The sequence below is a fragment of the Ruegeria profundi genome, from assembly GCF_049800715.1.
Lineage (GTDB): Bacteria > Pseudomonadota > Alphaproteobacteria > Rhodobacterales > Rhodobacteraceae > Ruegeria > Ruegeria profundi_A.
This window is the reverse complement of the sequence record NZ_JBNAFO010000006.1, coordinates 175,121-196,674: the sequence shown is the minus strand read 5'-3', so window position 1 is coordinate 196,674 and position 21,554 is coordinate 175,121. Positions and strand designations below refer to the sequence as shown.

The window sequence follows — 21,554 nt, the reverse complement described above, 5'->3', positions numbered from 1 at the left end:
AAGGTCAGCCTGCAGAGCATCCCTGAATGTCCACAGCGTGGTTGGCGCCCAGAACCGTGATCCGAATCTCGGACCGATCCAGCGCAAAAGGTGCGCCCGAGGCGCTGATCACCTCGGATCGGGCAATCAGTGTGCCACCCTGCCGCTGCGTTTCGGGTTGCGAGGCCCAAAGGACCGGGTTCCCCGGCTCGATCACCGCAACCTCTTGCCCGCCGGCCGAAGGCATGGTCACCCGCGCCTCGATCTGCATACCGTCCGAGGTTGGGGTCAGATGGCAGCTGGCCTTTGCCACACGCGCTTCGCGGGCCGAGTAGGGGCGTTGCGCCAAAGCGGCTGCGATTGCGGGGTTGCGACCTGCATCAGAGTCAACCTTGTGGTCGAAATCCAGACGTTGCGGGATGCAAACGTCCTTGCACACCCCCAGATCCATCTCACCCCGCAGGCGTACAGGTTTGGCGGGGTTCTTTGGGGTAATCTCGACCGGCAGTACCAGTTGATCCTCGTAGCCGATGGATTTCAGGCCGTTCTGGTCGAAAATCTCCGGCGCGGGCCAGGTGATACGCACATCGCCCACGTTTCCGGACCCGCTCCAATCGAATTGCGGCGGGATCCCGGCGTCGCCCGGCGCGCGCCAATAGGTCTTCCAACCCTCTTTCAGGGTCAGACGTAGCGCGCCCAGATAGGTCCCATTGGCCGTGCGTCCTCCGTCCAGAACATCCAGCGCTACAACCCCGTCCAAACCCTGCGCCGAGGCGGGTGCGGACAGGCCCAGACAGGCGATCAGAAGGGCAACCGAGGATTTCATACGAGTCATCATACCCTATTACATGCGCCGTGCGGACCTGAAATCCAAGTCACGTTCGGGTCACCTTTGTGAAATCTGCTGAAATCAGCTTTGCTCCCTTGCCAATACCAGTGCCACAGGGTCATTGTTGAGGGGTAACGAGCAAGAGAAACCTCGCATGGACCTGACCGGAAAACTGTTGATTGCGATGCCGGGGATGGGCGATCCGCGCTTTGATCACTCGGTCGTGTATATCTGCAGCTACGGCGACGATGGCGCGATGGGGTTGATCATCAACAAACCCTCTGATCTGCGGTTCAAAACCCTGCTGGGGCAGCTCAACATCCCGTGTCGCATTCCCATCATAGGCGAGCGTCTGGTGCATTTCGGAGGCCCGGTCGAGATGTCGCGCGGCTTTGTTCTGCATAGCTCCGACTATGATGCCAACCTGCACTCGATGCAGATTTCGGATGAGTTCAGCATGACGGCCACGCTGGACGTGCTGGAGGATATGGCCGCAGGGCGTGGTCCGCTGAACGCGATGCTGACGCTGGGCTATTCCGGCTGGGGGCCCGGTCAGCTGGAGGATGAGATCGCGATGAATGGCTGGCTGACGGCGGATGCATCGTCGGAATTGGTGTTCGATGTGCCCGATGACGACAAATGGGAAAAGGCCTTGGCCACGCTCGGCGTCGACCCGCTGACCCTTTCGGCCAGCGCAGGCCGCGCCTAGCTAACTGTCGCGCGGTGCGGCGGCGCGGCGCAAACGGTCATTGATCGCAGCCCCCAGCCCATGATCGGGGATCGGAGAGATGGCGATCGGACGCCCGGTTTTGTTCAGGCTGTGTAGCGCGGCGAACAGATTGGCCGCTGCCTCGGTCAGACTGCTTGTTTCAGACAGGTTCATGTCGCAGATGACCGGGCCGAACCCCAACAAAACCTCATCCCCTTGCACGGTTTCGGCATTCAGCCTGACCGGCGCATCTGGCGCGTAGTGCGATTGCAACTGCCCCGGAGCGGTCAGCATATCCCCTGCTTTGTGCAGGTGAAGGCGGGTGTTCAGGACGGTCTCGATCTTTTCCAACGCGACGCCTCCGGGGCGCAGCAGGCTGGGCTCGCCGGTCAGTCCGACGATGGTGGATTCCAACCCGACACCGCAGGGTCCGTCATCCAGAACGGCGGCGATCCGACCCCCCAAGCCCGCATGCACATGGGTCGCCGTCGTGGGGCTGATCTGACCCGAGGGATTGGCAGAGGGTGCCGCAACCGGCCCATCAACCGCCGCCAGCAAAGCGCGCGCCGTGGGATGCGCAGGCACGCGCACCGCCAGAGTATCCAAACCTGCAGTGACCAGTGACGACACCCCGTGCCCCGGCTTCAGCGGCAGAACCAAGGTCAGCGGACCGGGCCAGAACGCATTCGCCAAACGCTCGGCCTGATCCGACCATTGCACAAACCGCTGTGCGGCCTCGACCGAGGCGACATGGGCGATCAGCGGGTTGAAACTGGGTCGACCCTTGGCCTCGTAAATCCGGGCCACGGCCTCACCGTCTCTAGCATCACCTCCCAGGCCATAGACCGTCTCGGTCGGGAAGGCGACCAATAGGCCCTGACGCAAAAGATCTGCAGCACGGGCGATGCCGTTGGGGTCGGCTGTCAGCTCAAGAGTGGTGGGGATCATATCTGGTGACGCCGCGTTTTGGTTGCTTGCAACATGGGGAAGAGTAGGTAATCCCAATACGCAAAGATGCATACCGGCGCTGATCGCAGATTCCAAGTGCGGCCGTGCCGACAGACCGCAAGGGAAGCCATGCCATACCGCGCCCCAGTTTCTGACTATGAATTCCTGTTCCGCAATGTGGTGGGTCTGGATCAGATCACGGCCACCGACAGATTCGCTGACGCAACCCCGGATGTGGTCAGCGCGATCCTTACGGAAGCGGGCAAGATGTGCGAAGAGGTTCTTGCTCCGCTGCAACGCCCCGGTGATCTGGAACCGGCGCGCTTGGAAAACGGCGTTGTTCGCACCTCACCCGGATACTCGGAAGGTTGGAAAGCCATCGCCGAGGGCGGCTGGATCGGGATGAGCGGTAGCCCCGATTATGGTGGGATGGGTCTACCCATGGCCGTCACTTCGGCGGTCAATGAGATGATGAGCGCGGCCTGCCTGTCACTGCAGGTGGCCCCCTTGATGTCGCAGGGTCAGATCGAAGCGCTTGAGGCGCATGCCAGTGACGAGCTTAAGGAACTGTACCTGCCCAAGCTGATGTCTGGTGCCTATTCTGGAACGATGAACCTGACCGAGCCGCAGGCCGGGTCAGATGTAGGTGCTTTGACGACACGGGCAGAGCCCAATGGTGACGGCACTTATGCGGTCACCGGGCAGAAGATCTATATCTCCTGGGGCGACAACGATTTCTGTGAGAATATCTGCCATCTGGTTCTGGCCCGTCTACCCGACGCGGTTCCGGGCACCAAGGGGATTTCGCTGTTTCTGGTGCCGAAATACCTGCCCGACGCGCAGGGCAACCCCGGCGCGGCCAACGACCTGAGCGTCGTGTCGCTGGAACACAAGTTGGGTCTCCATGGCTCTCCAACCTGTGTCATGCAGTATGACGGGGCCACGGGTTGGCTGGTCGGGCAAGAGCATGGCGGTATGGCGGCCATGTTCACCATGATGAACAACGCACGTCTGGGTGTCGGGGGTGAAGGTGTCGGCGTGGCCGAAGGCGCGTATCAGCACGCGCTGGCCTACGCGATGGAGCGGAAACAGGGCAAGACGCCCTCGGGCACGATCATCGACCACGCGGACGTGCGCCGGATGCTGACTGAAATGCGGGCGGATGTGTTTGCGGCGCGGGCAATCATGCTCGCGAATGCCGCAGCGATTGATATGGCGCACGCGACCGAGGATGCCGACTGGGCCGCGCGGGCGGCGCTGCTGACCCCGATTGGCAAGGCCTTTGGCACCCAGACCGGGATGCGCGTCGCCGAGACCGGTGTACAGGTTCATGGCGGCATGGGTTTCGTCGAAGAAACAGGGGCGGCCCAGTATTACCGCGATGTCCGTGTAACCGCGATCTATGAAGGCACCAACGGCATTCAGGCGATGGATTTGGTCGCCCGCAAGATGATGGATGGCGGAGACGCTGCTGCCAGCTTGCTCGACGAGATCGAAGATCACGCCGAACAGGCCCGCTCCAAGATGCCCGATCTCGCCGGTCCGGTGTGGGAGGCCACGGAATCCCTGCGCGAAGCGACCGAGTGGATGGTGGCGCAGGACAACATGAACGCGCGCTTTGCGGGTGCCGCAGCCTACCTGCGCGCCTTTGCGCGGGTTTTGGGCGGGCACTACCATCTGGCCGCAGCCCTTGCCGATCCGGATGGCCCGCGGGCGCGACTGGCGCGATACTACATCAATGCTTTGCTGCCCGAATATCTCGGTCTGCTGGCGCAGGCGCAGAACGGGGCGGATGACCTATTCGCACTCAGCGCCGAGGATCTGGGCGCGTGATGGACGGCGTGGAGCCATCGGGCATCCGATATCCGTGGCCCGAGCCGCCCGCCCCCGGTGAGGCCATCGAGATAGCCGAGGGCGTCTTGTGGATGCGCTTGCCGCTCCCAATGGCGCTCGACCATGTGAATATCTATGCGCTGGATGACGGTGACGGGTGGACGGTGATTGATACCGGGATGTCCTCGAACAAGACCCGTCGCATCTGGGCTGAGTTGATGTCGGGCCCTCTGGCCGGAAAGCCCATTCGGCGCGCTGTTGTCACCCATCACCACCCCGACCACGTGGGCAATGCAGGCTGGTTTCAGGCCGAACATGGGGTCGAGCTGGTGACAAGCCGCACCGCTTGGCTGTTTTCGCGGATGCTGACGCTGGACGTGCAGGAAAACTGGCCGCAGGAGACGCTGAATTTCTACCAAAGCGCCGGGATGGACCCTGCGTTTTTGGAAAAGCGCAAGGCCGATCGTCCGTTCAACTTTGCCGATACGGTCTATCCCATGCCCCTCGGCTTCACGCGGGTCAAACAGGGTGACGTGATCCGCATCGGTGGGCGCGACTGGGACGTGCATATGGGCAACGGTCACGCGCCCGAACATCTAACACTCTGGAGCCGCGACGATCATCTGGTGCTGAGTGGCGATCAGATACTCGGCTCTATCAGTCCCAATCTGGGCGTCTATGCGACCGAACCTATGGCCGATCCGGTCTCCGATTGGATCGAGTCTTGCGAACGGCTGCAAAAACTGGCCCGCCCGGATCATCTTGTTCTGGGGGGCCACAAGCTGCCCTTCACCGGTCTGCCGCTGCGTATGCGTCAGCTGATCGAGAACCACCACGGCGCGTTGGAGCGTCTGCTAGCCTATCTAGACCAACCCAAAGCAGCCGCCGAGTGCTTTGCGCCGCTCTTCAAGCGTACCATTCGCGAAGGCGAATACGGGCTGGCGCTGGTTGAAGCGGTTGCACATATGAATCATCTTCATCACACTGGAGCTGTTACCCGGACGCGACGCGCGGACGGGGCGTGGACGTTTCAGCGCAAAGGGTGATGCATGCAGGACAAGATTGAAACCTCGGCTGAGGCTGCCGAAGCGGATGCCCTGCCGCGGTGCTATGAGGTTCACGCAGATTCCGAGGCCGAGTCCGGCACCCAGCCCCTGCCGGGGCAGTTGAAAAAACCTGTTGAAACCAAAAGCGCCGCGCAATGGGCATATGAGCGTCTGATCCTTTATATCCAGAACTTCGAGAAAACACTCGATGGCGATCACGAGGTCGCAATGGGTTTCACCGGAGGTGACGCGGGTGTGATGCGGATTCAGGGGATGGGCTATTTCGACCCAGATATCATCACGTTTTTCGGCTCGGACGGAACGGGCGCGCGAACGCAGCTGGTGCAGCATGTCAGCCAGTTGAACGTGATGCTGCGCGCTTTGCCCAAATCGGTCGAGGACAAGCCCGCCAACCGCATCGGGTTCCGTCTGGCTGCGGATCTCGAAGACAGCTGACTTGCAATTCATGCCTGCACACCCTTGAATGCATGCATCATTCAAGGGTGTTTACATGTCCATTTTTTCAACCGTTACAAATGCCTATTCCGGCGCCTGGGCAAGACGCAGGGTCTTTGTGCCCATCTATCTTGCGGTACGGCTGCTTCTAATCGCGCTGGTCGCGCCCGGTGTCGCTCTGGCGGTCAATCTGGCGGTTTCACTGTCCGATCAAACTGCGCTGACGGATCAGGATATCGCGGCCTTCATCCTTTCGCCCGCCGGTTTCATCGCGGCCATCGTGGTGCTGAGCCTTTTTCTATTGGCCGAGGTGTTTGTCTTCGCGGTCATGGCAGCCTCTTTGAGGATGGGAGAGGCCGATCCGTGGCGCGCGGGCAGTGCGGCGATCGGTCTGGTCCTGTCGCGCCTGCCATCGCTATTCGGCTTTGCGGCCCGGTTCATTCTGCGGGTTTTGCTATTGGCGCTGCCGTTTCTGGCGGTTGCCGCGTTGATCGCATGGTGGACGCTGACCGAATACGACATCAACTACTACCTGACCTTCCACCCGCCCGCCTTTATGGTGGCTGTGGCCCTGATCGGCGCGGTGGCTCTGGCCATGGCTTGGGTGCTGATCCGCAAGCTGTCGGGCTGGGCTTTGTCACTTCATTTGGTGCTGTTTGAAAACGTCCACCCGGCGCATGTGTTCAATATCAGCACGTCACGGATGGAGGGCAAACGCGGGCGCTTGAAACTGGCCTTGGTCGCATGGCTGGCGATGCGCCTTGCAATTGCGGCGGCGATTGCATGGGTGGCCGGGCTTTTGTTTGGACTGGTGCCGTTGCAAGGCAGCAGTAACCTGAAATTGGCGCTGACCTATAGCCTCGCGATTGCAGGGCTGTGGTCTCTGGCCGGGCTGGTTCTGGCGGCCTCTGCGCTGGGCGCATTGGCGGTTCTGCTGGACAAGTTCTTTGAACCTCAGACGGATGAGCCGCCCCATCCCGAGCCGCGCCGCATGCAGGCCTCGCTGTTCACAGCGGTCGGGCTGGCGGCAGCTGCTCTTCTGCTGGGTGGCTGGTTCGGCCACAACCTGCTGGAACGCGTTCAAGCCGAGGATCATGCCGATGTTATCGGCCACCGGGGGGCTGCGGCGCTGCGGCCCGAAAACACTATGGCTTCGGTTCTTAAAGCGATCGAAGATGGCGCGGATTGGGTTGAGATCGACGTGCAGGAAACAGCTGATGGCGTTGTTATCGTGGCCCATGACAGTGACTTCATGAAACTGGCCGGGGTCCCGACAAAAATCTGGGACGCCACGATGGAGGATGTTGAAACCATCGACATCGGCAGCTGGTTTGGCCCTGAATATGCCGACCAACGCACCCCAACCTTGCGTGAGGTGCTGGAAGCAACAAAAGGCAAATCCAAAGTCATTATCGAGCTGAAGTATTACGGCCACGATGTCGATCTGGAAAACCGGGTCGCCGAGTTGGTCGAAGAATTCGAGATGCAGGACGACATCGCCACCATGTCGCTGAAATATCCGGCCGTGCAAAAGATGAAGGCGCTGCGCCCGGATTGGCGCGCGGGTGTGCTGGCCGCGACGGCGGTGGGCAACCTGGCGGGGCTGGAAGGCGATTTTGTTGCTGTGAACGCGGCAACAGTGTCCCCGGGACTGATCCGCTCGGTCCACGCGGCGGGTAAGGAGATCTATGTCTGGACGGTGAATGACCCGCTGCAGATGTCGGCAATGGCCTCGATGGGGGTGGACGGGCTGATCACGGACCGCCCGGCCATGGCGCGCGAAGTTCTACGCGTCCGCGCCGAGATGGGCCCGGCCGAACGCGTGCTGCTTTGGCTTGCCACAACCTTTGACATGACCGTCGATACCGAGGCGATGCGCGATGACAGCCCGTAAACTGGCGCTGGGTCTTTTTCTATTGGCCAGCCCGGCCACGTCTCAAGACCTGATGCGCGCGGTCGAGATGCCCTCTCACCGTGCCATGATTGCACAACGCGGCGACGCCGAGCTGATCCCGTTCGAAACTGATGGATGCTCGGGCGGCTTGTCGGCCAGCTGGCGCTGGGTGGCCGATACGTTCCCTCAGATCGGCGAGTTGTATCAGGAACATCCGCCCTGGGAGTACTGCTGCGTGACCCATGACCGCGCCTATCACAACGCCGGTGACGCGCAGACGGCCGCAGAAAGCTATGACGCACGCCTCGCCGCTGACCAGGCTTTGCAGGTCTGTGTCGAAACCCATGGCGAGACCCACGCACAGGCCTATGCGGAACGCTATGACATGACGCCCGAGCAGATCCGCTCGGTCCATTCGCTGACTTCGGACGCCCTCTACGGCGCGGTCCGATTCGGTGGCGGCCCCTGCAGCGGACTGCCGTGGCGCTGGGGATTTGGCTATCCAGGATGTTTTGTGTTGGGTGACAGGGCCCCTGCGCTGGAATGACGTGGTGACAGGCCCGAAATTTTCTATTATCCAGCGGATAAACACGCGAACTGGGAATCTGAGACTCATGGCTGAACACAAGCACGGCGAAATGGACATCACCGTTCAAACCAAAACCTTTGAGGGCTTCATCAAGGCCACCGTCTGGTGCTGTGTCGCCATCGCGATACTGGCGTTCCTGCTGGCGCTTTACGCGTCCTAAATCTTTCGGGGTCGACCGTGTTCAGAATTTTGATCGCCTGCCTGCTGGCGGCAACAGTGGCTGGCTGCGCGAATTCTAAACGCCCTCAGGCAGATCAGGCTGAGATCGTGTCGCGGTCCTACCGTGATCCTGGGCCGTCGACCTTGACGCTCTATACGATGATCAACACGCGCTCCGGTTCGGGGGCGCATACCTCGTTGATGATTGGTGCCAGCGAGAGGGTTATATTTGACCCAGCAGGCTCGTTCCGGGCGGATATCGTTCCGGTCCGGGATGATGTTCTCTATGGCATCACCCCGGCGGTCGAGCGTGCCTATCGCAGCTCTCACGCGCGCGAGACGCATTTTGCCCGCATCCAGACCATTCAGGTGACGCCGCAACAGGCTGAAATCGCGCTGCAACTGGCCAAGCAGACCGGGCCCGTCGCAGGGTCTTTTTGCGCCAATTCGACAGCGCGGTTGTTGCAGCAGGTGCCCGGATTCGAGCAGATCGAAGTGACCTTCTTTCCGATCAAGCTTTCGGAACAGTTCGCCGAAATTCCAGGTGTCATCACTGAAGAATATCGCGAGAATGACGATGCCGATCTGCAAAAAGGTCTAGCAGCCAACAACGCCGCTCTGAACCAGCTGGAGGCGTCTTCAAGCCAGTAGATAAAGCAGACCATAAAGTGTGGCCGCGCCGGAAAAGATCGCGGCCAGCACGTTTTTGGTGAACACTCCAACAGACAGCGTCACCGCAGCAGCCGCCATTCGGGCTGCATCAGGTTGGCCCTCGGTCGCGGCGGGCCACACGACCAGCGGCGCGATCAGCGCGGGCAGGATCGCCACGGCGGTGTAGCGCAGGTGGCGCAGCAGCCAGGGTGGCATCGGGCGGTCTCCGACAAAGCCGATGAACACAAAGCGCAGGGCAAAGCTGCCGATGGCCAGGCCGATAATGACTGTCCACATGGTGGTGGGGTCGATCTGCGTCATGCGTGCGCCTTTCTACGATCCAAGATCACCTCGGCCTGAGCACCTGCGATCATGCCTGCGGTTCCGGCGATCACCAGGCCCAGATTGAACGGTACGCTCACGGCCAGCAACGACACGACCAACGCTACTAGGGCCGCAATGACATGGGGCAGCGTCCGCATCATCGGCCCCAGCATGGCCAGAAAGGTAATCGGCAGGGCGAAATCCAAAGCCCAGCTTTCAGGAATCCGGGTACCCAAAACCGCGCCCAGATAGGTCGCCAGAATCCAGCACGGCGTGATCGGCGTGACCGAGCCGATGAAATAAGCCATGCGCTGCGGCACGGTCATCTTTGGCTCTTTCTCGAACTGCACGATCGAGCAGGCATAGGATTGGTCAACCGTCAGATAGGCGGCGCAGGCCCTCTGCCACATGGGGGCAGCCCCCAGAAACGGCGTCAGTGAGGCTGAATACATCGCCACTCTCAAATTCACCGCAAGAGCCGAGGCCAGCACAATGGCTGTCGGCGCGTTCTCCTGCAGCAATTGCAGGGCGGTGAATTGCGCTGCTCCGGCGAAAACCGTGGCCGAGAAGGCGACGACTTGCACGATTTCCAGCCCGGCCTCGGCGGCGAAAACCCCGAATAGGGTTCCAAAGGGAATCGCTACAAAAATAAAGGGTGTCCCGTCGCGAAACCCTTTCCAGAAGTATGACTTGGATGTGGCGTCTGCCATGGCTAAATCCTATGGTATTCGCAGCAGCAGTAGCGGTCTTGGGAAGGGGTTGCAATTGGTGACAGAATTGGATGTCTCGGACTATATCATCGCCCCCGATCCCGGCGCGGCCCGTTTGACGCGCGCCGTTGAAGGCGTGGACCAGAATGGCGAAGTCAGCCAGATTTCGGTGGTCGAGGAGCGCCCGCTGACGATTTTCCTCAATTCCCAGGAAATCGTGACCGCAATGACCATTGGCGACTATCCCGAGTATCTGGCGCTGGGTTTCCTGCGCAATCAGGGGATGCTGCTGGTTGATGATGAAATCACACGGGTCGACTATGACGATGACCTTGAAACCGTAGTGGTGCGGACGGCCCGTGAAACCTCGTATGAGGACAAACTGAAGAAAAAGACACGCACCAGTGGCTGCGCCGTTGGCACGGTCTTTGGGGACATGATGGAGGGGTTGGAGGACGTGCGCCTGCCGAAAGTGTCGGTCCGGACCTCGTGGCTTTACGATCTGGCCGCCAAGATCAATCGCACGCCGTCTTTGTACCTCGAGGCCGGTGCGATCCATGGCACGGTTCTCTGCCGTGAAAACCGACCGCTTGTGTATATGGAAGATGTAGGCCGCCACAACGCCGTCGACAAAATCGCAGGCTGGATGCTGTCCGAGAACGAGACGGCGGAGGACAAGATCCTCTACACAACCGGGCGTTTGACCTCAGAAATGGTGATCAAAACGGCGATGATGGGCATTCCGGTTCTGGCCTCCCGGTCCGGTTTCACTGCCTGGGGCGTCGAGATCGCCCGCGAGGTCGGCCTAACCCTGATCGGTCGCATGCGCGGGCAGCGCTTTGTGTGCCTGTCCGGCGAGGATCGCCTGCTGCGCGACGTGGACCCGGCGAGCGTGGCCGTCGAGGACAAGAAACATCGCAGGAAGAGCGCGGGATGATTGAAATGCTCGCAGGGCTTGAAGAGTTGCTGGTCCTCCCGATCCTCTGTGCCACGATGCTCTATTCCTTTAAGTACCAATATGCGGATGAGCTGGCGATAGATATGGCGCTGGCGACCTATCCCGACGAGGTGATGGATCAGCTTGGATGGGGCGCTTTGACCGATTTGATCGCAACCTCTCGTGCGCCCGGTAGCTCATCGCAGCGAAAGTCGACGCGTCTGCGTATCTTTTTTTGGGGACTTCCCGCGCTGAAAGGGCTGGATAGGTCGACCCGAACCGCGGCGCGGCGATATCGGCTGAACACCGCGGCCATGTTTCTTTCGGGATTTCTGGTCGCCAGCATTTGGTCTTTCTGGTTGGGTGGTCTTCTGGTTTTGTTTGTTGTCGTCATCTTTTTACGAACACCGAACTGGCCCACGCTGAAAGGACTGACAACATGACCAAACCCCTCGGAGTGATCCTCGCAGGTGGCCTTGCGACCCGGATGGGCGGTGGAGACAAAGGGCTTTTGCAGATCGGCGGGCAGAGCTTGTTGTCTCATGTCATCGACCGGCTCGGTCCGCAGGTGGATGACCTCGCGTTGAACGCCAATGGTGATGCAGCGCGGTTTGCGGAAGTGAATCTTCCCGTCTTGCCGGACACGATTGAGGGGTTTGCAGGCCCCTTGGCGGGGGTTCTAGCTGGGCTGGATTGGGCGGCAGAGCAAGGGGCGGAAAGTATCGTCACCGCCGCCGCAGACACGCCGTTCTTCCCGCGTGATTTGGTTGCGCGGCTGACCGAGGCTGCTCAAGGTCAAACGCACCCTTTGGTCCTTGCCACGACGCCCCGCACCGGGGACGAGGCCTTGAAGTCAGGCGGCAAACGGGTCAACCGGCACCCGACATTTGGCCTCTGGCCCGTGGCGCTGCGAGATGATCTACGTACCGCTTTGAACGACGGGCTGCGTAAGGTCGTACTGTGGACCGACAAGCATGACGGGCGCGAGGCGCTTTTCCCCGCTGACCCGTTCGATCCGTTCTTCAATGTCAACACACCGGACGACCTTGCACGCGCTGAAAAACTGTTGGAGCAGGCATGAGGGTCTACGGCGTCACCGGCTGGAAGAACGCAGGCAAAACCGGGCTGATGGAGCGGCTGGTGGCCGAGATCACCGGACGCGGCTACAGCGTCTCGACCGTCAAACACGCGCATCATTCCTTTGACGTCGACCAACCGGGTCGCGACAGCCATCGCCACAGAATGGCAGGCGCCAACGAAGTTCTTTTGGCCTCGGGTCAACGCGTTGCCCTCATGCAGGAATTGCGCGGCGCGGAGGAGCCTACGCTGGCCTCTCTGCTCGCCCGTCTCTCGCCAGTCGATCTTGTGTTGATCGAGGGCTATAAACGCCAACGCCACCCCAAGGTCGAAGCCTTCCGCGCCGAGCCGGGCAATGACCTGATCGCCCCGTCGGATGACACGATCCGCGCTGTGGCCAGTGATACTCCGCTGGAGTTGGACCGACCTGTGTTCGATCTGAACGACACGGCGGCCATTGCGGATTTCATCCTTTCCGAGGTTGGTTTGTGAGCTTTTTCGACAGCTTTGCGATGGTCGATTGGTCCGGTGGCAACGACACTGGACCGCGCCCTCGCAAAGACGCCATCTGGGCCTGTGTGGTTCGCGACGGCGCAGTGCAGGCGCTGGACTATCTACGCAATCGGGTGGTCGCCGAGGAGTGGCTGCACAGTCTGATCGACACTGAACTTTCTGCTGGTCGCCGCCTGATGCTGGGGTTTGATTTCCCCTTCAGCTATCCCGCAGGCTTTGCCAAGGCGATCACCGGAACACGTGATCCGCTTACCCTGTGGGACTGGTTTGAAGACCAGATCGAGGATTCTCCGACCGCCAACAACCGCTTTGACCTCGCGGGTCAGATCAATGCGGGCTTTGGCGGGAAAGGCCCGTTCTGGATGAATGGACTGCGGCGCGACATCGCCGGGTTGCCGCGCACGAAACAGGACTATCACAACCCGTTTCCGGATCGACGAAAGGTCGAGCATTTAGCCAAAGGCAGCTTTACCTGCTGGCAAATGGCTGGGGCAGGGGCAGTCGGTGGGCAGGTGATGATGGGCCTGCCGGTGTTGAACCGGCTACGGCACGCCTTCGCGGGCGAGATCGCCGTTTGGCCCTTTCAGCCGCTGGACAAGCCGGTGGCGTTTGTCGAGATCTGGCCCTCGCTCAACCTTGGTGCAGCGCCGCCGGATCGGATCAAGGATGCGTGGCAGGTCGAACAGGTTGCCTTGACTCTGTCGCGGATGACGGATCAGGAATTGGGCAGACAGTTGAACGTTTCAGCCTCAGAGGAGGGGTGGATCTTGGGTGTAGCGCAGGACAAACCGAACATATCGCCTCCGCCATTGCGAAACGATTGTTTTGCCTTGCCCGCCGGGGTGAACTGGACGCCGGTGGATGACGCGCTTGGGTTGCTGCGGGATCGGTTGCGCCCCGTCACAGGGGCCGAGGTGGTGCCGCTTGCGCAGGCGATGGGTCGCGTTCTGGCCGAGGACGTGGTGGCGCTGCGTTCGAACCCGCCGCAGCCCAACACGGCTGTGGACGGCTATGGGTTCGCAGGCCCAGTCGCCGAGGGCGCGCAGGTGATGCCGCTGACCGAGGGGCGCGCCGCGGCGGGTATTCCATTCGATGGCACGGTGCCTGCTGGCCGCGCGTTGCGTATCCTGACCGGCGCGGCTTTGCCCGAAGGCGTGGACACGGTCATCCTGGAAGAGGACGTGACGGTGCAGGACGGGCATATTGCCTTCCATGGTCCTCTGAAAAAGGGCGCAAACACGCGCCGCGCGGGTGAGGATGTTTCAGTAGGAGAAGTGGCTCTGACAACTGGTCGTAAGCTGACACCGGCCGATATGGCGCTTTTGTCGGCGGTCGGTATTTCCGAGGTGCCCGTGCGCAAACCTTTGCGCGTGGCCGTTCTGTCCACCGGGGATGAGCTTGTCGAGCCGGGCGAGACGGCGGGCATCGGGCAGATATTTGACGCGAACAGGCCCATGCTGCTGTCTTTGATAGACCGCATGGGATTTGTGCCGGTTGATCTGGGACGTGTCGCCGACGACCGCGAAACCCTAAGGTCAAGATTGGATGAGGCCTCAACGCAAGCCGATGTGATCCTGACCAGCGGCGGCGCTTCGGCGGGAGATGAGGACCATGTCTCAGCCCTTCTGCGCGAGGCGGGTGCGATGCAGGAATGGCGGATTGCTCTCAAACCCGGTCGCCCTCTGGCTCTGGGTATGTGGTCGGGTACACCGGTCTTTGGGCTACCCGGCAACCCGGTGGCCGCCAAGGTCTGTACCTTGATCTTCGCCCGCCCGGCCCTGTGCCAGATGTCAGGGCAGGGATGGGCAGAGCCACAGGGTTTCGAGGTGCCCGCCGCTTTTGAGAAACGCAAGAAACCCGGTCGCCGGGAATATCTGCGCGCCCGAATTCGCGAGGGGCGGGTCGAGGTTTTCCACTCGGAAGGCTCTGGCCGGATCAGCGGGCTAAGCTGGGCCGAGGGGCTGGTTGAGATCGAAGACGGCGCGCGCCACGTCCAGCCGGGCGATCTGGTGCGCTTTATCCCTTACGGCAGTTTTGGGCTGTGACGGTCACGGTATCCAAAGGCTTTAGCGAGGTTGAAAGGCCCCAAGCCGCAGCCCTGTTCTGGCAGGCCTTTGCGGCCAAGTTGCACAAGGTGATGGGACCGGATGAAAAAGGGTTGGCCTTCTTTGGAACGGCCCTCGACCCGGAATTCGCGCTGGTTGCGCGTGATGCTGAAGGCCGGATGCTGGGCCTAGCGGGTTTTAAGACCAACAAAGGCGGCTTGGCGGGAGGCAGTCTGTCGGACCTTGCACGCGTCTATGGCTGGTTCGGGGCGCTTTGGCGCGGTGTGGTTCTAAGCGTGTTGGAGCGCGATCTGCAGCCCGGTGTGTTCCAGATGGACGGCATCTTTGTCGCGGCTGAGGCCCGCAGGCAGGGCATTGGAACAACCCTGCTTTCTGCCATCAAGGCTGAGGCGCTGCGTCGCGGAATGGCCGAGGTGCAGTTGGATGTGATCGACACCAACCCACGCGCGCAGGCACTGTACGAACGCGAAGGGTTCAAACCCGTGGGTGTTGAGAAGACGGGTCCATTTCGGCACCTGTTCGGCTTCAGCCGCGCCACCAAGATGAGCTGGCCTGTACCTGCCGCCTAGTCGAAGGTGCCAGCCACGCGCCCCAACAACATGAAGGCCCGCGCGGTTCTTGTGTCTCCAAGGGCGGTCAGTTCCGCGTCACTGGCATTGGCTTCGAATTCGACGATCATGTTGTCGAACCGGCGCAGGAAATGGTGCGCCGCATCCCGGAAGATCGGATCCTGTTTCATCCGCGCCGCCGTCAGCGCCAGCGACGAGCGATCCCGAATCCCGCCCAAAGCCGCGACCGAGCGTCCGCGTGCGCCCTGGGCAAACTGACGCCAGACCTCAGGGCGTGCCATATCGGGGCGGAGGTCATCCATATAGATGCCCTCTTGGCTGAGCAGGGTCAGAACATCCTGCGAGGCCTGTACCAGTTTGGAGGCTTTTCGATCCTTCAACGCCATCCGAAGCGCGGTGAACCCTTCGGTGTCTTTCTCGGTCTCGGGGAAGTTCAGCGCGCGGATGAAGGTATCGGTGGTCAGAGGCGGTGTAATCTCTTCGGCGGTTGTACCTAGCGCCAGCGAGGTTTGCCCGCCCGACGCAGGTGGGGCGACCTGCAAGGGTTCACGCCGCTTGCTGGAAAAGGTGGCCAGCGCGTCCTCGGCCTTTTTGGTCACAGCGGCGATTTCGTCCAGCTTTTTGGACACCGTCGGCTCATACGAGCTGGCGGCGCGCTGTTGCTGAACGACATAGGCCTGACGGATCGCATCAATCGCGGTTTGCAGCCGGGCGCTTTCCTCGCGCATGACGCGACTGGCACGCATCGCCGTTGCGGCAACCCAGATCATGGCTACCGGCAGGAAAACCGCCAACAGGGTCACAATGAACCCGCCGCCTTGTGTCTGGTCGGGCATCACAAGGAACAGGACCGAGACCACCAGCCAGATGACACTCAGCACCCCGGCCGCAATCTCGATCGAGGTCACAGACGGGCGCTGAGGGCGATCATAGATGCCCAGCGAGGTTGGCCGTTCGCTTTCCTGGTCAGGTTGTGGCCCCGACATGACAGACCCTCCGGGTCAGGCGAATTCGATGTTGAGAACTTCGTAAGAGCGGACACCGCCGGGGGTGCGCACCTCGACACTGTCGCCTTCGTCCTTGCCGATCAGGGCACGGGCCATGGGCGATTTGATGTTCAGCAGGCCTTTTTCGATATTGGCCTCATATTCACCCACGATCTGCCAGGTCTTTTCCTCATCGGTGTCTTCATCGACCAGCGTCACCTTGGCGCCGAACTTGATCGCGCCCGACAGTTTGGCCGGATCAATCACGTCGGCCAGAGACAGGATACCCTCAAGCTCTTTGATGCGGCCTTCGATGAAGCCCTGCTTTTCACGGGCCGAGTGGTATTCGGCGTTTTCCTTCAAATCGCCCAGTTCGCGGGCCGAAGCGATGGCTTCGATGATCGCCGGGCGCTCGACGGATTTGAGGTTTTTCAGCTCCGCCTCGAGCGCGGCATTGCCCGCAGGCGTCATTGGAATCTTTTCCATAATCTTGTTGTCCACGCATAAATTGAGCCGCCCCGCCGCGGGGAAAGCGTCGGGGCGAATGATGGGTCGTTCAGTACCTGACCCAAATGGAGCGTGAAATGCAAGAGGCCAAGGGGGCGTCACACGTCGATTTGCGACTTAACGCCGTTCCGCTGGGGCGGTTCGCGCCTGTGGCGGTGATCCGGGGGCTTATTCCTGCGCCACCGCTGTGACGGGGTGCAGAGCCACAACATCTCAATCATATTGCACCACTTCGAACTCGATCCCGTTGTCATCGTCGAAATAGAACCGCTTGCCCGGCTCATAATCGGCGTGGTTATGCGGTGTGAAACCTGCCGCGCGCACCTTGGCCTCGGTCGCGTCGATATCTTCGACCAGAACCCCCACGTGGTTCAGGCCGCCGACCACGTCATAGCTGCTTTCGTTTGATGGCTCGGGGTGTTCGGGACGGTAGAGTGCGAGATAGGTGTGTTTCGTGCCCACATGCACCGTATAGCCGCCCGCCATCGCGGCGCCTTCCCAGCGGATATCCCATCCAAACACTTTGTGCATCCACGCGGCCGAGGCTTTGGGATCGCTGACGGTGAAGTTGGTGTGTTCAAGCGTGGCCATCATGGCAGGTCCTTTCCTTTTTCAGGCTTGTCACGAACCAGCGTAATTTCTAAACCTAACTTTAGGTCAAGGTATTTCTTGCGAGGGTGAAATGGCGGCTTCCGAAGGTCTGGCAATTGGTGCTTTGGCGCGGCGTACTGGGTTGGCGGTGTCGGCGATCCGGTACTATGAGGCGCAGGGGTTGATCTCGCCCTGGCGCAATGCAGGCGGGCAACGGCGGTATCAGCGGGCCGATATAAGGCGGTTGAGCTTTGTGATGATCGCCCAGCAATTCGGCCTGACCTTGCCCGAGATCCGCGAGGTGCTATCGGGCCTGCCCGGCAACCGAACCCCTACGCCGCAGGACTGGAAAGATATCAGCGTCACGCTGCGCGCTCATCTGGATCAGCGAATCAATACCCTGACGCGATTGCGCGACAATCTGGACGGCTGCATCGGCTGCGGGTGCCTCAGCCTGCCGAAATGCGCCCTTTACAACCCCGATGACCGCGCCAAATCACATGGTAGCGGTCCCAGATACCTTATGGGCGACTCGCCAAACACGTGAAGTGTCGAATAGCGGCATTGTTACGCCGTGTTTCGATTGACCTGAGTCTTTCTCACCATGTAATCAGCCGAGAAACAAAATTGCGCCGACCGCACGAGAAAAGCGCCAATTCGGAAAGTTAGCTAAGGAGCCCGCGATGGCCGAGATTGAACGCGAAGCGATGGAATACGATGTGGTGATCGTGGGCGCAGGCCCCGCGGGCCTGTCGGCGGCCATCCGTCTGAAACAGCTGGATGCCGACCTGAATGTCGTGGTTCTGGAAAAGGGATCGGAAGTGGGCGCGCATATCCTGTCGGGCGCCGTGCTGGATCCCTGCGGTTTGGACGCTCTGATCCCGGATTGGAAAGAAAAAGGCGCACCGCTGAACACACCGGTGAACGAAGACAACTTCTACATGCTGGGTGAGGCCGGAAAGCTGCGCATCCCCAATGCTCCGATGCCGCCGCTGATGAACAACCACGGCAACTACATCGTCTCGATGGGCAATGTCTGCCGCTGGATGGCCGAACAAGCGGAAGAATTGGGCGTGGAAATCTTCCCCGGCATGGCCTGTTCCGAGCTGGTCTACGGCGAAAATGGCGAAGTCAAAGGCGTGGTCGCCGGTGTCTTTGGTCTGGAGGCAGACGGCTCCTACGGTCCCGGCACCGAACCGGGCATGGAGCTGCACGGCAAGTACGTGTTCCTGTCCGAAGGCGTGCGCGGCTCGCTGTCCAAGGAAGTCATCGCCAAATACGACCTGTCTGCTGGCAAAGAGCCGCAGAAATACGGCGTTGGCATGAAAGAGATTTGGGAGATCGACCCGGCGAAGCACAAGGAAGGCTCAGTCACGCACACGATGGGCTGGCCTCTGGGCAGCAACGCAGGTGGCGGTTCCTTCATCTATCACCTGGAAAACAACCAGGTCTATGTCGGTTTCGTGGTTCACCTGAACTACAAGAACCCGCACCTGTATCCGTACATGGAATTCCAACGCTTCAAGCATCACCCGATGGTGGCTGAGCTGCTGAAAGGCGGCAAGCGCGTGGCTTATGGCGCCCGCGCGATCACCGAGGGTGGCTATCAGTCGATGCCAAAACTGGTCGCTCCGGGCGTGGCGCTGTTGGGTTGCTCGGCGGGTATGGTCAACGTGCCGCGCATCAAGGGAAACCACAACGCGATGCTGTCGGGCAAAGCCGCAGCCGAGGCCGCCTTTGACGCGATCAAGGCCGACCGGTCCGGTGATGAGCTGACAGTCTATGAGACCGACGTGCGTAAAGGCGCCATTGGTCAGGACCTCAAGAAAGTGCGTAACGTCAAGCCGATGTGGTCGAAATGGGGCCTCATGCCCTCGCTGGCGCTGGGTGGTCTGGACATGTGGACCAACACGCTGGGCTTTTCGCTGTTCGGCACGATGGGTCACGGTAAGAACGACGCCGAGTCGACCGAAGAGGCCAGCAAGCACAAGCCGATCGACTATCCCAAGCCCGATGGTACGCTGTCCTTTGACCGTCTGACCAACGTGTCCTTCGCGATGACCAACCACGAGGAAAGCCAACCCTGCCACCTGAAGCTGACCGATCCGTCGATCCCGGTTGCCGTCAACCTGCCCAAATTCGCCGAGCCCGCGCAACGTTATTGCCCGGCTGGCGTCTATGAAATGGTCGAGGATGACGACGGCCCACGGTTCGTGATCAACTTCCAGAACTGCGTCCACTGCAAGACCTGCGATATCAAGGACCCGAGCCAGAACATCACCTGGACCACTCCGCAGGGTGGCGACGGCCCGAACTACCCCAACATGTAACTGAAGGCTTGGCACTGGCGGCGCGACCCTGCCGCCATCCCGCCCTTGTTCCATGCCACCGGTCCCGCCGGTGGCATTTTTTGTCGTTGGAAAGAAAGTCTGTGTCGCAAACGGTGATGTGTGGGTAGAGTGATCGCTCTACCACCGAGATATGACTGAGACACAGCAGAAAATCGCAGAAAACCTAGACCGGCAGTTTTCAGAGATGGGATTTGCCACCCAAGGTGTAGAAGCCTTGCGAGAGGGCGCTAATGTTTCCCTGCGCACGCTCTACAAGTATTTTCCCAGCCGCGAAGCGATGGTCATCGGCGCGTTGGATCACCGCGATGCCGCCTATTCCGATTGGATCGGCACCGATCAACTCCAGGGGGCGGATCACGTGTTGCACGTTCTGACCCGCCTGGCGGACTGGCTGCGCGAGGTTTCAAACACCGGATGCCTGTTCCGCAATGCGCTGGCGGCCTACCCCGAAAGTGATGCGATCCGCGATGCCGTCACGACGCACAAACAGCATGTCCGCGACATGTTCCGTACGCGGCTGATCCACGTGGCCCCCGATTGCGATGTCGAGGCTTTGGCCGAGGCTCTTTTCATCCTGCACGAAGGCCTGACCGAGAGCGCGCGTTTAATGGGGGCTGAGGTCGCAACCGCGGCCACAATGCGTTGCGCCCGCGCGTCGCTGGCCGCTGCCGATATTCACTAGTCCGGGCATCCGGCAAACGACAAAAGAGACGGATATGAAGATCAAGGAAATCCACATCTACGCCCATGATCTGCCGGTCAAAAACGGTCCTTACACCATGGCAAACGCCGAGGTCTGGACGCTTGACACCACGCTGGTCAAGCTGGTGGCCGAGGATGGCACGACCGGCTGGGGAGAGACCTGCCCGGTCGGCCCAACCTATGCTGAAGCGCATGCAGAGGGCGCGCGGGCTGCGTTGAAGGCAATGGCCGAGGGCCTGATCGGCGCGGATCTGTGGCCTGTGGCCCTGCACCACCGGATGAACGGGCTGCTCAATGGGCACAACTATGCCAAGGCGGCCATCGACATCGCGGCCCATGACCTGATTGGCAAGAAACTGGGCGTCAATGTCGCCGACCTGCTGGGCGGCGCGCAGACCGATCGCGTGCCCTCTTACTACGCGACGGGTGTGGGTGCGCCGGACGATATCGCGCGCCTTGCCAATGAGAAGCTGGCCGAGGGCTATCCTCGGTTGCAAATCAAGGTTGGCGGGCGTCCGGTCGAGATTGATATCGAAACCATCCGCAAAGTCTGGGAGGTTGTCGGCGGAACAGGCATGCGCCTTGCGGTCGATGGCAATCGCGGGTGGATCACGCGCGATGCGCTGCGCGTCAGTCGCGAATGCCCAGATGTGCCCTTCATCATGGAACAGCCCTGCAACACCTATCAGGACCTGGAAAAGATCCGCCCTCAGGTGAGCCATGGCATCTACATGGATGAAAACAGCGTCGACTTGAACGCCGTGATCTCGGCTGCCGGAACCGGGCTGGTGGACGGGTTTGGCATGAAAGTCACCCGCATCGGCGGCCTGCAGAACATGCGCACCTTCCGCGACATCTGCGAAGCGCGCAATCTACCGCATACCTGCGATGATAGCTGGGGCGGGGACATCATCGCCGCCGCCTGCACGCAGATTGCATCCACCGTGCGTCCGACGCTGATGGAGGGCGCATGGCTCGCCGCCCCCTATATCGAGGGCAACTACGATCCCGAGAACGGCATCACTATCCAAGGCGGTCACATCCAGCGCCCGACCGGGCCGGGTTTGGGCGTCACCCCCGACGAGACGCTGTTCGGCGCGCCCGTCGCCTCATACTAAGGAGAACACC

Annotated in this window: 25 protein-coding genes; 18 read left to right on the top strand and 7 right to left on the bottom strand. The window is 60.9% G+C overall.

The features are described from left to right. Positions 1-4: 4 nt before the first annotated feature. Positions 5-817, bottom strand: coding sequence for a protein-disulfide reductase DsbD domain-containing protein (locus tag ACP15L_RS12130; protein WP_170462614.1), 813 nt, complete (start codon positions 815-817; stop codon positions 5-7). Between the two features lie 145 nt (positions 818-962). Between ACP15L_RS12130 and ACP15L_RS12125 the strand changes: the two genes are divergently transcribed. Continuing rightward, on the top strand, positions 963-1,517 hold the full coding sequence (locus ACP15L_RS12125) for a YqgE/AlgH family protein (protein WP_425084347.1): 555 nt from the start codon (positions 963-965) through the stop codon (positions 1,515-1,517). Here the strand turns inward: ACP15L_RS12125 and ACP15L_RS12120 are convergent, their stop codons facing one another. Next, positions 1,518-2,465: an L-threonylcarbamoyladenylate synthase gene (locus ACP15L_RS12120; RefSeq protein WP_425084346.1), complete on the bottom strand. Its 948-nt coding sequence runs from the start codon at positions 2,463-2,465 to the stop codon at positions 1,518-1,520. A 129-nt stretch (positions 2,466-2,594) separates the two neighbouring features. Here ACP15L_RS12120 and ACP15L_RS12115 point away from each other — a divergent pair, with 129 nt between their 5' ends. From ACP15L_RS12115 to ACP15L_RS12085, 7 genes are all read left to right on the top strand, one after another. Continuing rightward, positions 2,595-4,298: an acyl-CoA dehydrogenase gene (locus ACP15L_RS12115; protein ID WP_425084345.1), complete on the top strand. Its 1,704-nt coding sequence runs from the start codon at positions 2,595-2,597 to the stop codon at positions 4,296-4,298. Then, the gene (locus tag ACP15L_RS12110) at positions 4,298-5,344 is read left to right on the top strand and encodes an MBL fold metallo-hydrolase (protein ID WP_425084414.1); all 1,047 of its coding nucleotides are present in this window, start codon (positions 4,298-4,300) and stop codon (positions 5,342-5,344) included. The genes ACP15L_RS12115 and ACP15L_RS12110 overlap by 1 nt, the downstream gene beginning before the upstream one ends. A 3-nt stretch (positions 5,345-5,347) precedes the next feature. Beyond that, positions 5,348-5,800 (top strand): DUF6173 family protein, encoded by a 453-nt coding sequence (locus ACP15L_RS12105; protein WP_170379083.1) that lies wholly within the window; start codon positions 5,348-5,350, stop codon positions 5,798-5,800. A gap of 55 nt (positions 5,801-5,855) precedes the next feature. Then, the gene (locus ACP15L_RS12100; RefSeq protein ID WP_425084344.1) at positions 5,856-7,694 is read left to right on the top strand and encodes a glycerophosphodiester phosphodiesterase; all 1,839 of its coding nucleotides are present in this window, start codon (positions 5,856-5,858) and stop codon (positions 7,692-7,694) included. Then, positions 7,681-8,241: a hypothetical protein gene (locus ACP15L_RS12095; protein ID WP_425084343.1), complete on the top strand. Its 561-nt coding sequence runs from the start codon at positions 7,681-7,683 to the stop codon at positions 8,239-8,241. The genes ACP15L_RS12100 and ACP15L_RS12095 overlap by 14 nt, the downstream gene beginning before the upstream one ends. 67 nt (positions 8,242-8,308) lie before the next feature. After that, positions 8,309-8,443 (top strand): aa3-type cytochrome c oxidase subunit IV, encoded by a 135-nt coding sequence (locus ACP15L_RS12090; RefSeq protein ID WP_170379077.1) that lies wholly within the window; start codon positions 8,309-8,311, stop codon positions 8,441-8,443. A gap of 17 nt (positions 8,444-8,460) precedes the next feature. Next, positions 8,461-9,093, top strand: a complete 633-nt coding sequence (locus tag ACP15L_RS12085) for a hypothetical protein (RefSeq protein WP_425084342.1) — start codon at positions 8,461-8,463, stop codon at positions 9,091-9,093. Here the strand turns inward: ACP15L_RS12085 and ACP15L_RS12080 are convergent. Together ACP15L_RS12080 and ACP15L_RS12075 are read right to left on the bottom strand one after the other, a co-directional pair. After that, complete coding sequence (locus ACP15L_RS12080; protein WP_170469111.1) at positions 9,082-9,414, bottom strand: AzlD domain-containing protein; 333 nt, start codon at positions 9,412-9,414, stop codon at positions 9,082-9,084. The genes ACP15L_RS12085 and ACP15L_RS12080 overlap by 12 nt on opposite strands. Then, positions 9,411-10,127 carry an AzlC family ABC transporter permease gene (locus ACP15L_RS12075; protein WP_425084341.1) on the bottom strand — a complete coding sequence of 239 codons (717 nt, stop codon included), beginning with the start codon at positions 10,125-10,127 and terminating at the stop codon, positions 9,411-9,413. Before ACP15L_RS12075 ends, ACP15L_RS12080 begins: the two co-directional genes overlap by 4 nt. Positions 10,128-10,176: 49 nt before the next feature. Here ACP15L_RS12075 and ACP15L_RS12070 point away from each other — a divergent pair, with 49 nt between their 5' ends. From ACP15L_RS12070 to ACP15L_RS12045, 6 genes are read left to right on the top strand one after another with little or no spacing between them, the layout of a single operon-like run. Next, complete coding sequence (locus tag ACP15L_RS12070; RefSeq protein ID WP_425084413.1) at positions 10,177-11,064, top strand: formate dehydrogenase accessory sulfurtransferase FdhD; 888 nt, start codon at positions 10,177-10,179, stop codon at positions 11,062-11,064. After that, the gene (locus ACP15L_RS12065; protein WP_425084340.1) at positions 11,061-11,507 is read left to right on the top strand and encodes a hypothetical protein; all 447 of its coding nucleotides are present in this window, start codon (positions 11,061-11,063) and stop codon (positions 11,505-11,507) included. Before ACP15L_RS12070 ends, ACP15L_RS12065 begins: the two co-directional genes overlap by 4 nt. Further along, on the top strand, positions 11,504-12,145 hold the full coding sequence (gene mobA, locus ACP15L_RS12060; RefSeq protein ID WP_425084339.1) for a molybdenum cofactor guanylyltransferase MobA: 642 nt from the start codon (positions 11,504-11,506) through the stop codon (positions 12,143-12,145). Before ACP15L_RS12065 ends, mobA begins: the two co-directional genes overlap by 4 nt. Then, positions 12,142-12,633: a molybdopterin-guanine dinucleotide biosynthesis protein B gene (gene mobB, locus ACP15L_RS12055; RefSeq protein WP_425084338.1), complete on the top strand. Its 492-nt coding sequence runs from the start codon at positions 12,142-12,144 to the stop codon at positions 12,631-12,633. The genes mobA and mobB overlap by 4 nt, the downstream gene beginning before the upstream one ends. Positions 12,634-12,653: 20 nt before the next feature. Then, entirely contained in the window at positions 12,654-14,699 is a 2,046-nt protein-coding gene (gene glp, locus ACP15L_RS12050; protein ID WP_425084412.1) for a gephyrin-like molybdotransferase Glp, read from the top strand. Beyond that, on the top strand, positions 14,696-15,289 hold the full coding sequence (locus ACP15L_RS12045) for a GNAT family N-acetyltransferase (protein WP_425084337.1): 594 nt from the start codon (positions 14,696-14,698) through the stop codon (positions 15,287-15,289). The genes glp and ACP15L_RS12045 overlap by 4 nt, the downstream gene beginning before the upstream one ends. Here the strand turns inward: ACP15L_RS12045 and ACP15L_RS12040 are convergent. The 3 genes from ACP15L_RS12040 to ACP15L_RS12030 all read right to left on the bottom strand — a co-directional run bounded on the left by ACP15L_RS12040 (position 15,286) and on the right by ACP15L_RS12030 (position 17,376). Beyond that, positions 15,286-16,275, bottom strand: coding sequence for a hypothetical protein (locus ACP15L_RS12040; RefSeq protein ID WP_425084336.1), 990 nt, complete (start codon positions 16,273-16,275; stop codon positions 15,286-15,288). The two genes, ACP15L_RS12045 and ACP15L_RS12040, sit on opposite strands and share 4 nt — an antisense overlap. A 15-nt stretch (positions 16,276-16,290) precedes the next feature. After that, complete coding sequence (greA, locus tag ACP15L_RS12035; protein WP_170379061.1) at positions 16,291-16,761, bottom strand: transcription elongation factor GreA; 471 nt, start codon at positions 16,759-16,761, stop codon at positions 16,291-16,293. Between the two features lie 234 nt (positions 16,762-16,995). Then, positions 16,996-17,376: a VOC family protein gene (locus ACP15L_RS12030; RefSeq protein ID WP_425084335.1), complete on the bottom strand. Its 381-nt coding sequence runs from the start codon at positions 17,374-17,376 to the stop codon at positions 16,996-16,998. Between the two features lie 88 nt (positions 17,377-17,464). On the opposite strand from ACP15L_RS12030, the gene soxR reads away from it, so the two are divergent. The 4 genes from soxR (at position 17,465) to ACP15L_RS12010 (ending at position 21,544) form a co-directional block, all read left to right on the top strand. Beyond that, positions 17,465-17,920 carry a redox-sensitive transcriptional activator SoxR gene (gene soxR / locus ACP15L_RS12025; protein ID WP_170379057.1) on the top strand — a complete coding sequence of 152 codons (456 nt, stop codon included), beginning with the start codon at positions 17,465-17,467 and terminating at the stop codon, positions 17,918-17,920. A gap of 136 nt (positions 17,921-18,056) precedes the next feature. Then, positions 18,057-19,703 carry a 4Fe-4S dicluster domain-containing protein gene (locus ACP15L_RS12020; RefSeq protein WP_425084334.1) on the top strand — a complete coding sequence of 549 codons (1,647 nt, stop codon included), beginning with the start codon at positions 18,057-18,059 and terminating at the stop codon, positions 19,701-19,703. A 151-nt stretch (positions 19,704-19,854) separates the two neighbouring features. Continuing rightward, entirely contained in the window at positions 19,855-20,406 is a 552-nt protein-coding gene (locus ACP15L_RS12015) for a TetR/AcrR family transcriptional regulator (protein ID WP_425084333.1), read from the top strand. A gap of 34 nt (positions 20,407-20,440) precedes the next feature. Continuing rightward, on the top strand, positions 20,441-21,544 hold the full coding sequence (locus ACP15L_RS12010) for a mandelate racemase/muconate lactonizing enzyme family protein (RefSeq protein ID WP_425084332.1): 1,104 nt from the start codon (positions 20,441-20,443) through the stop codon (positions 21,542-21,544). Positions 21,545-21,554 lie beyond the last annotated feature (10 nt).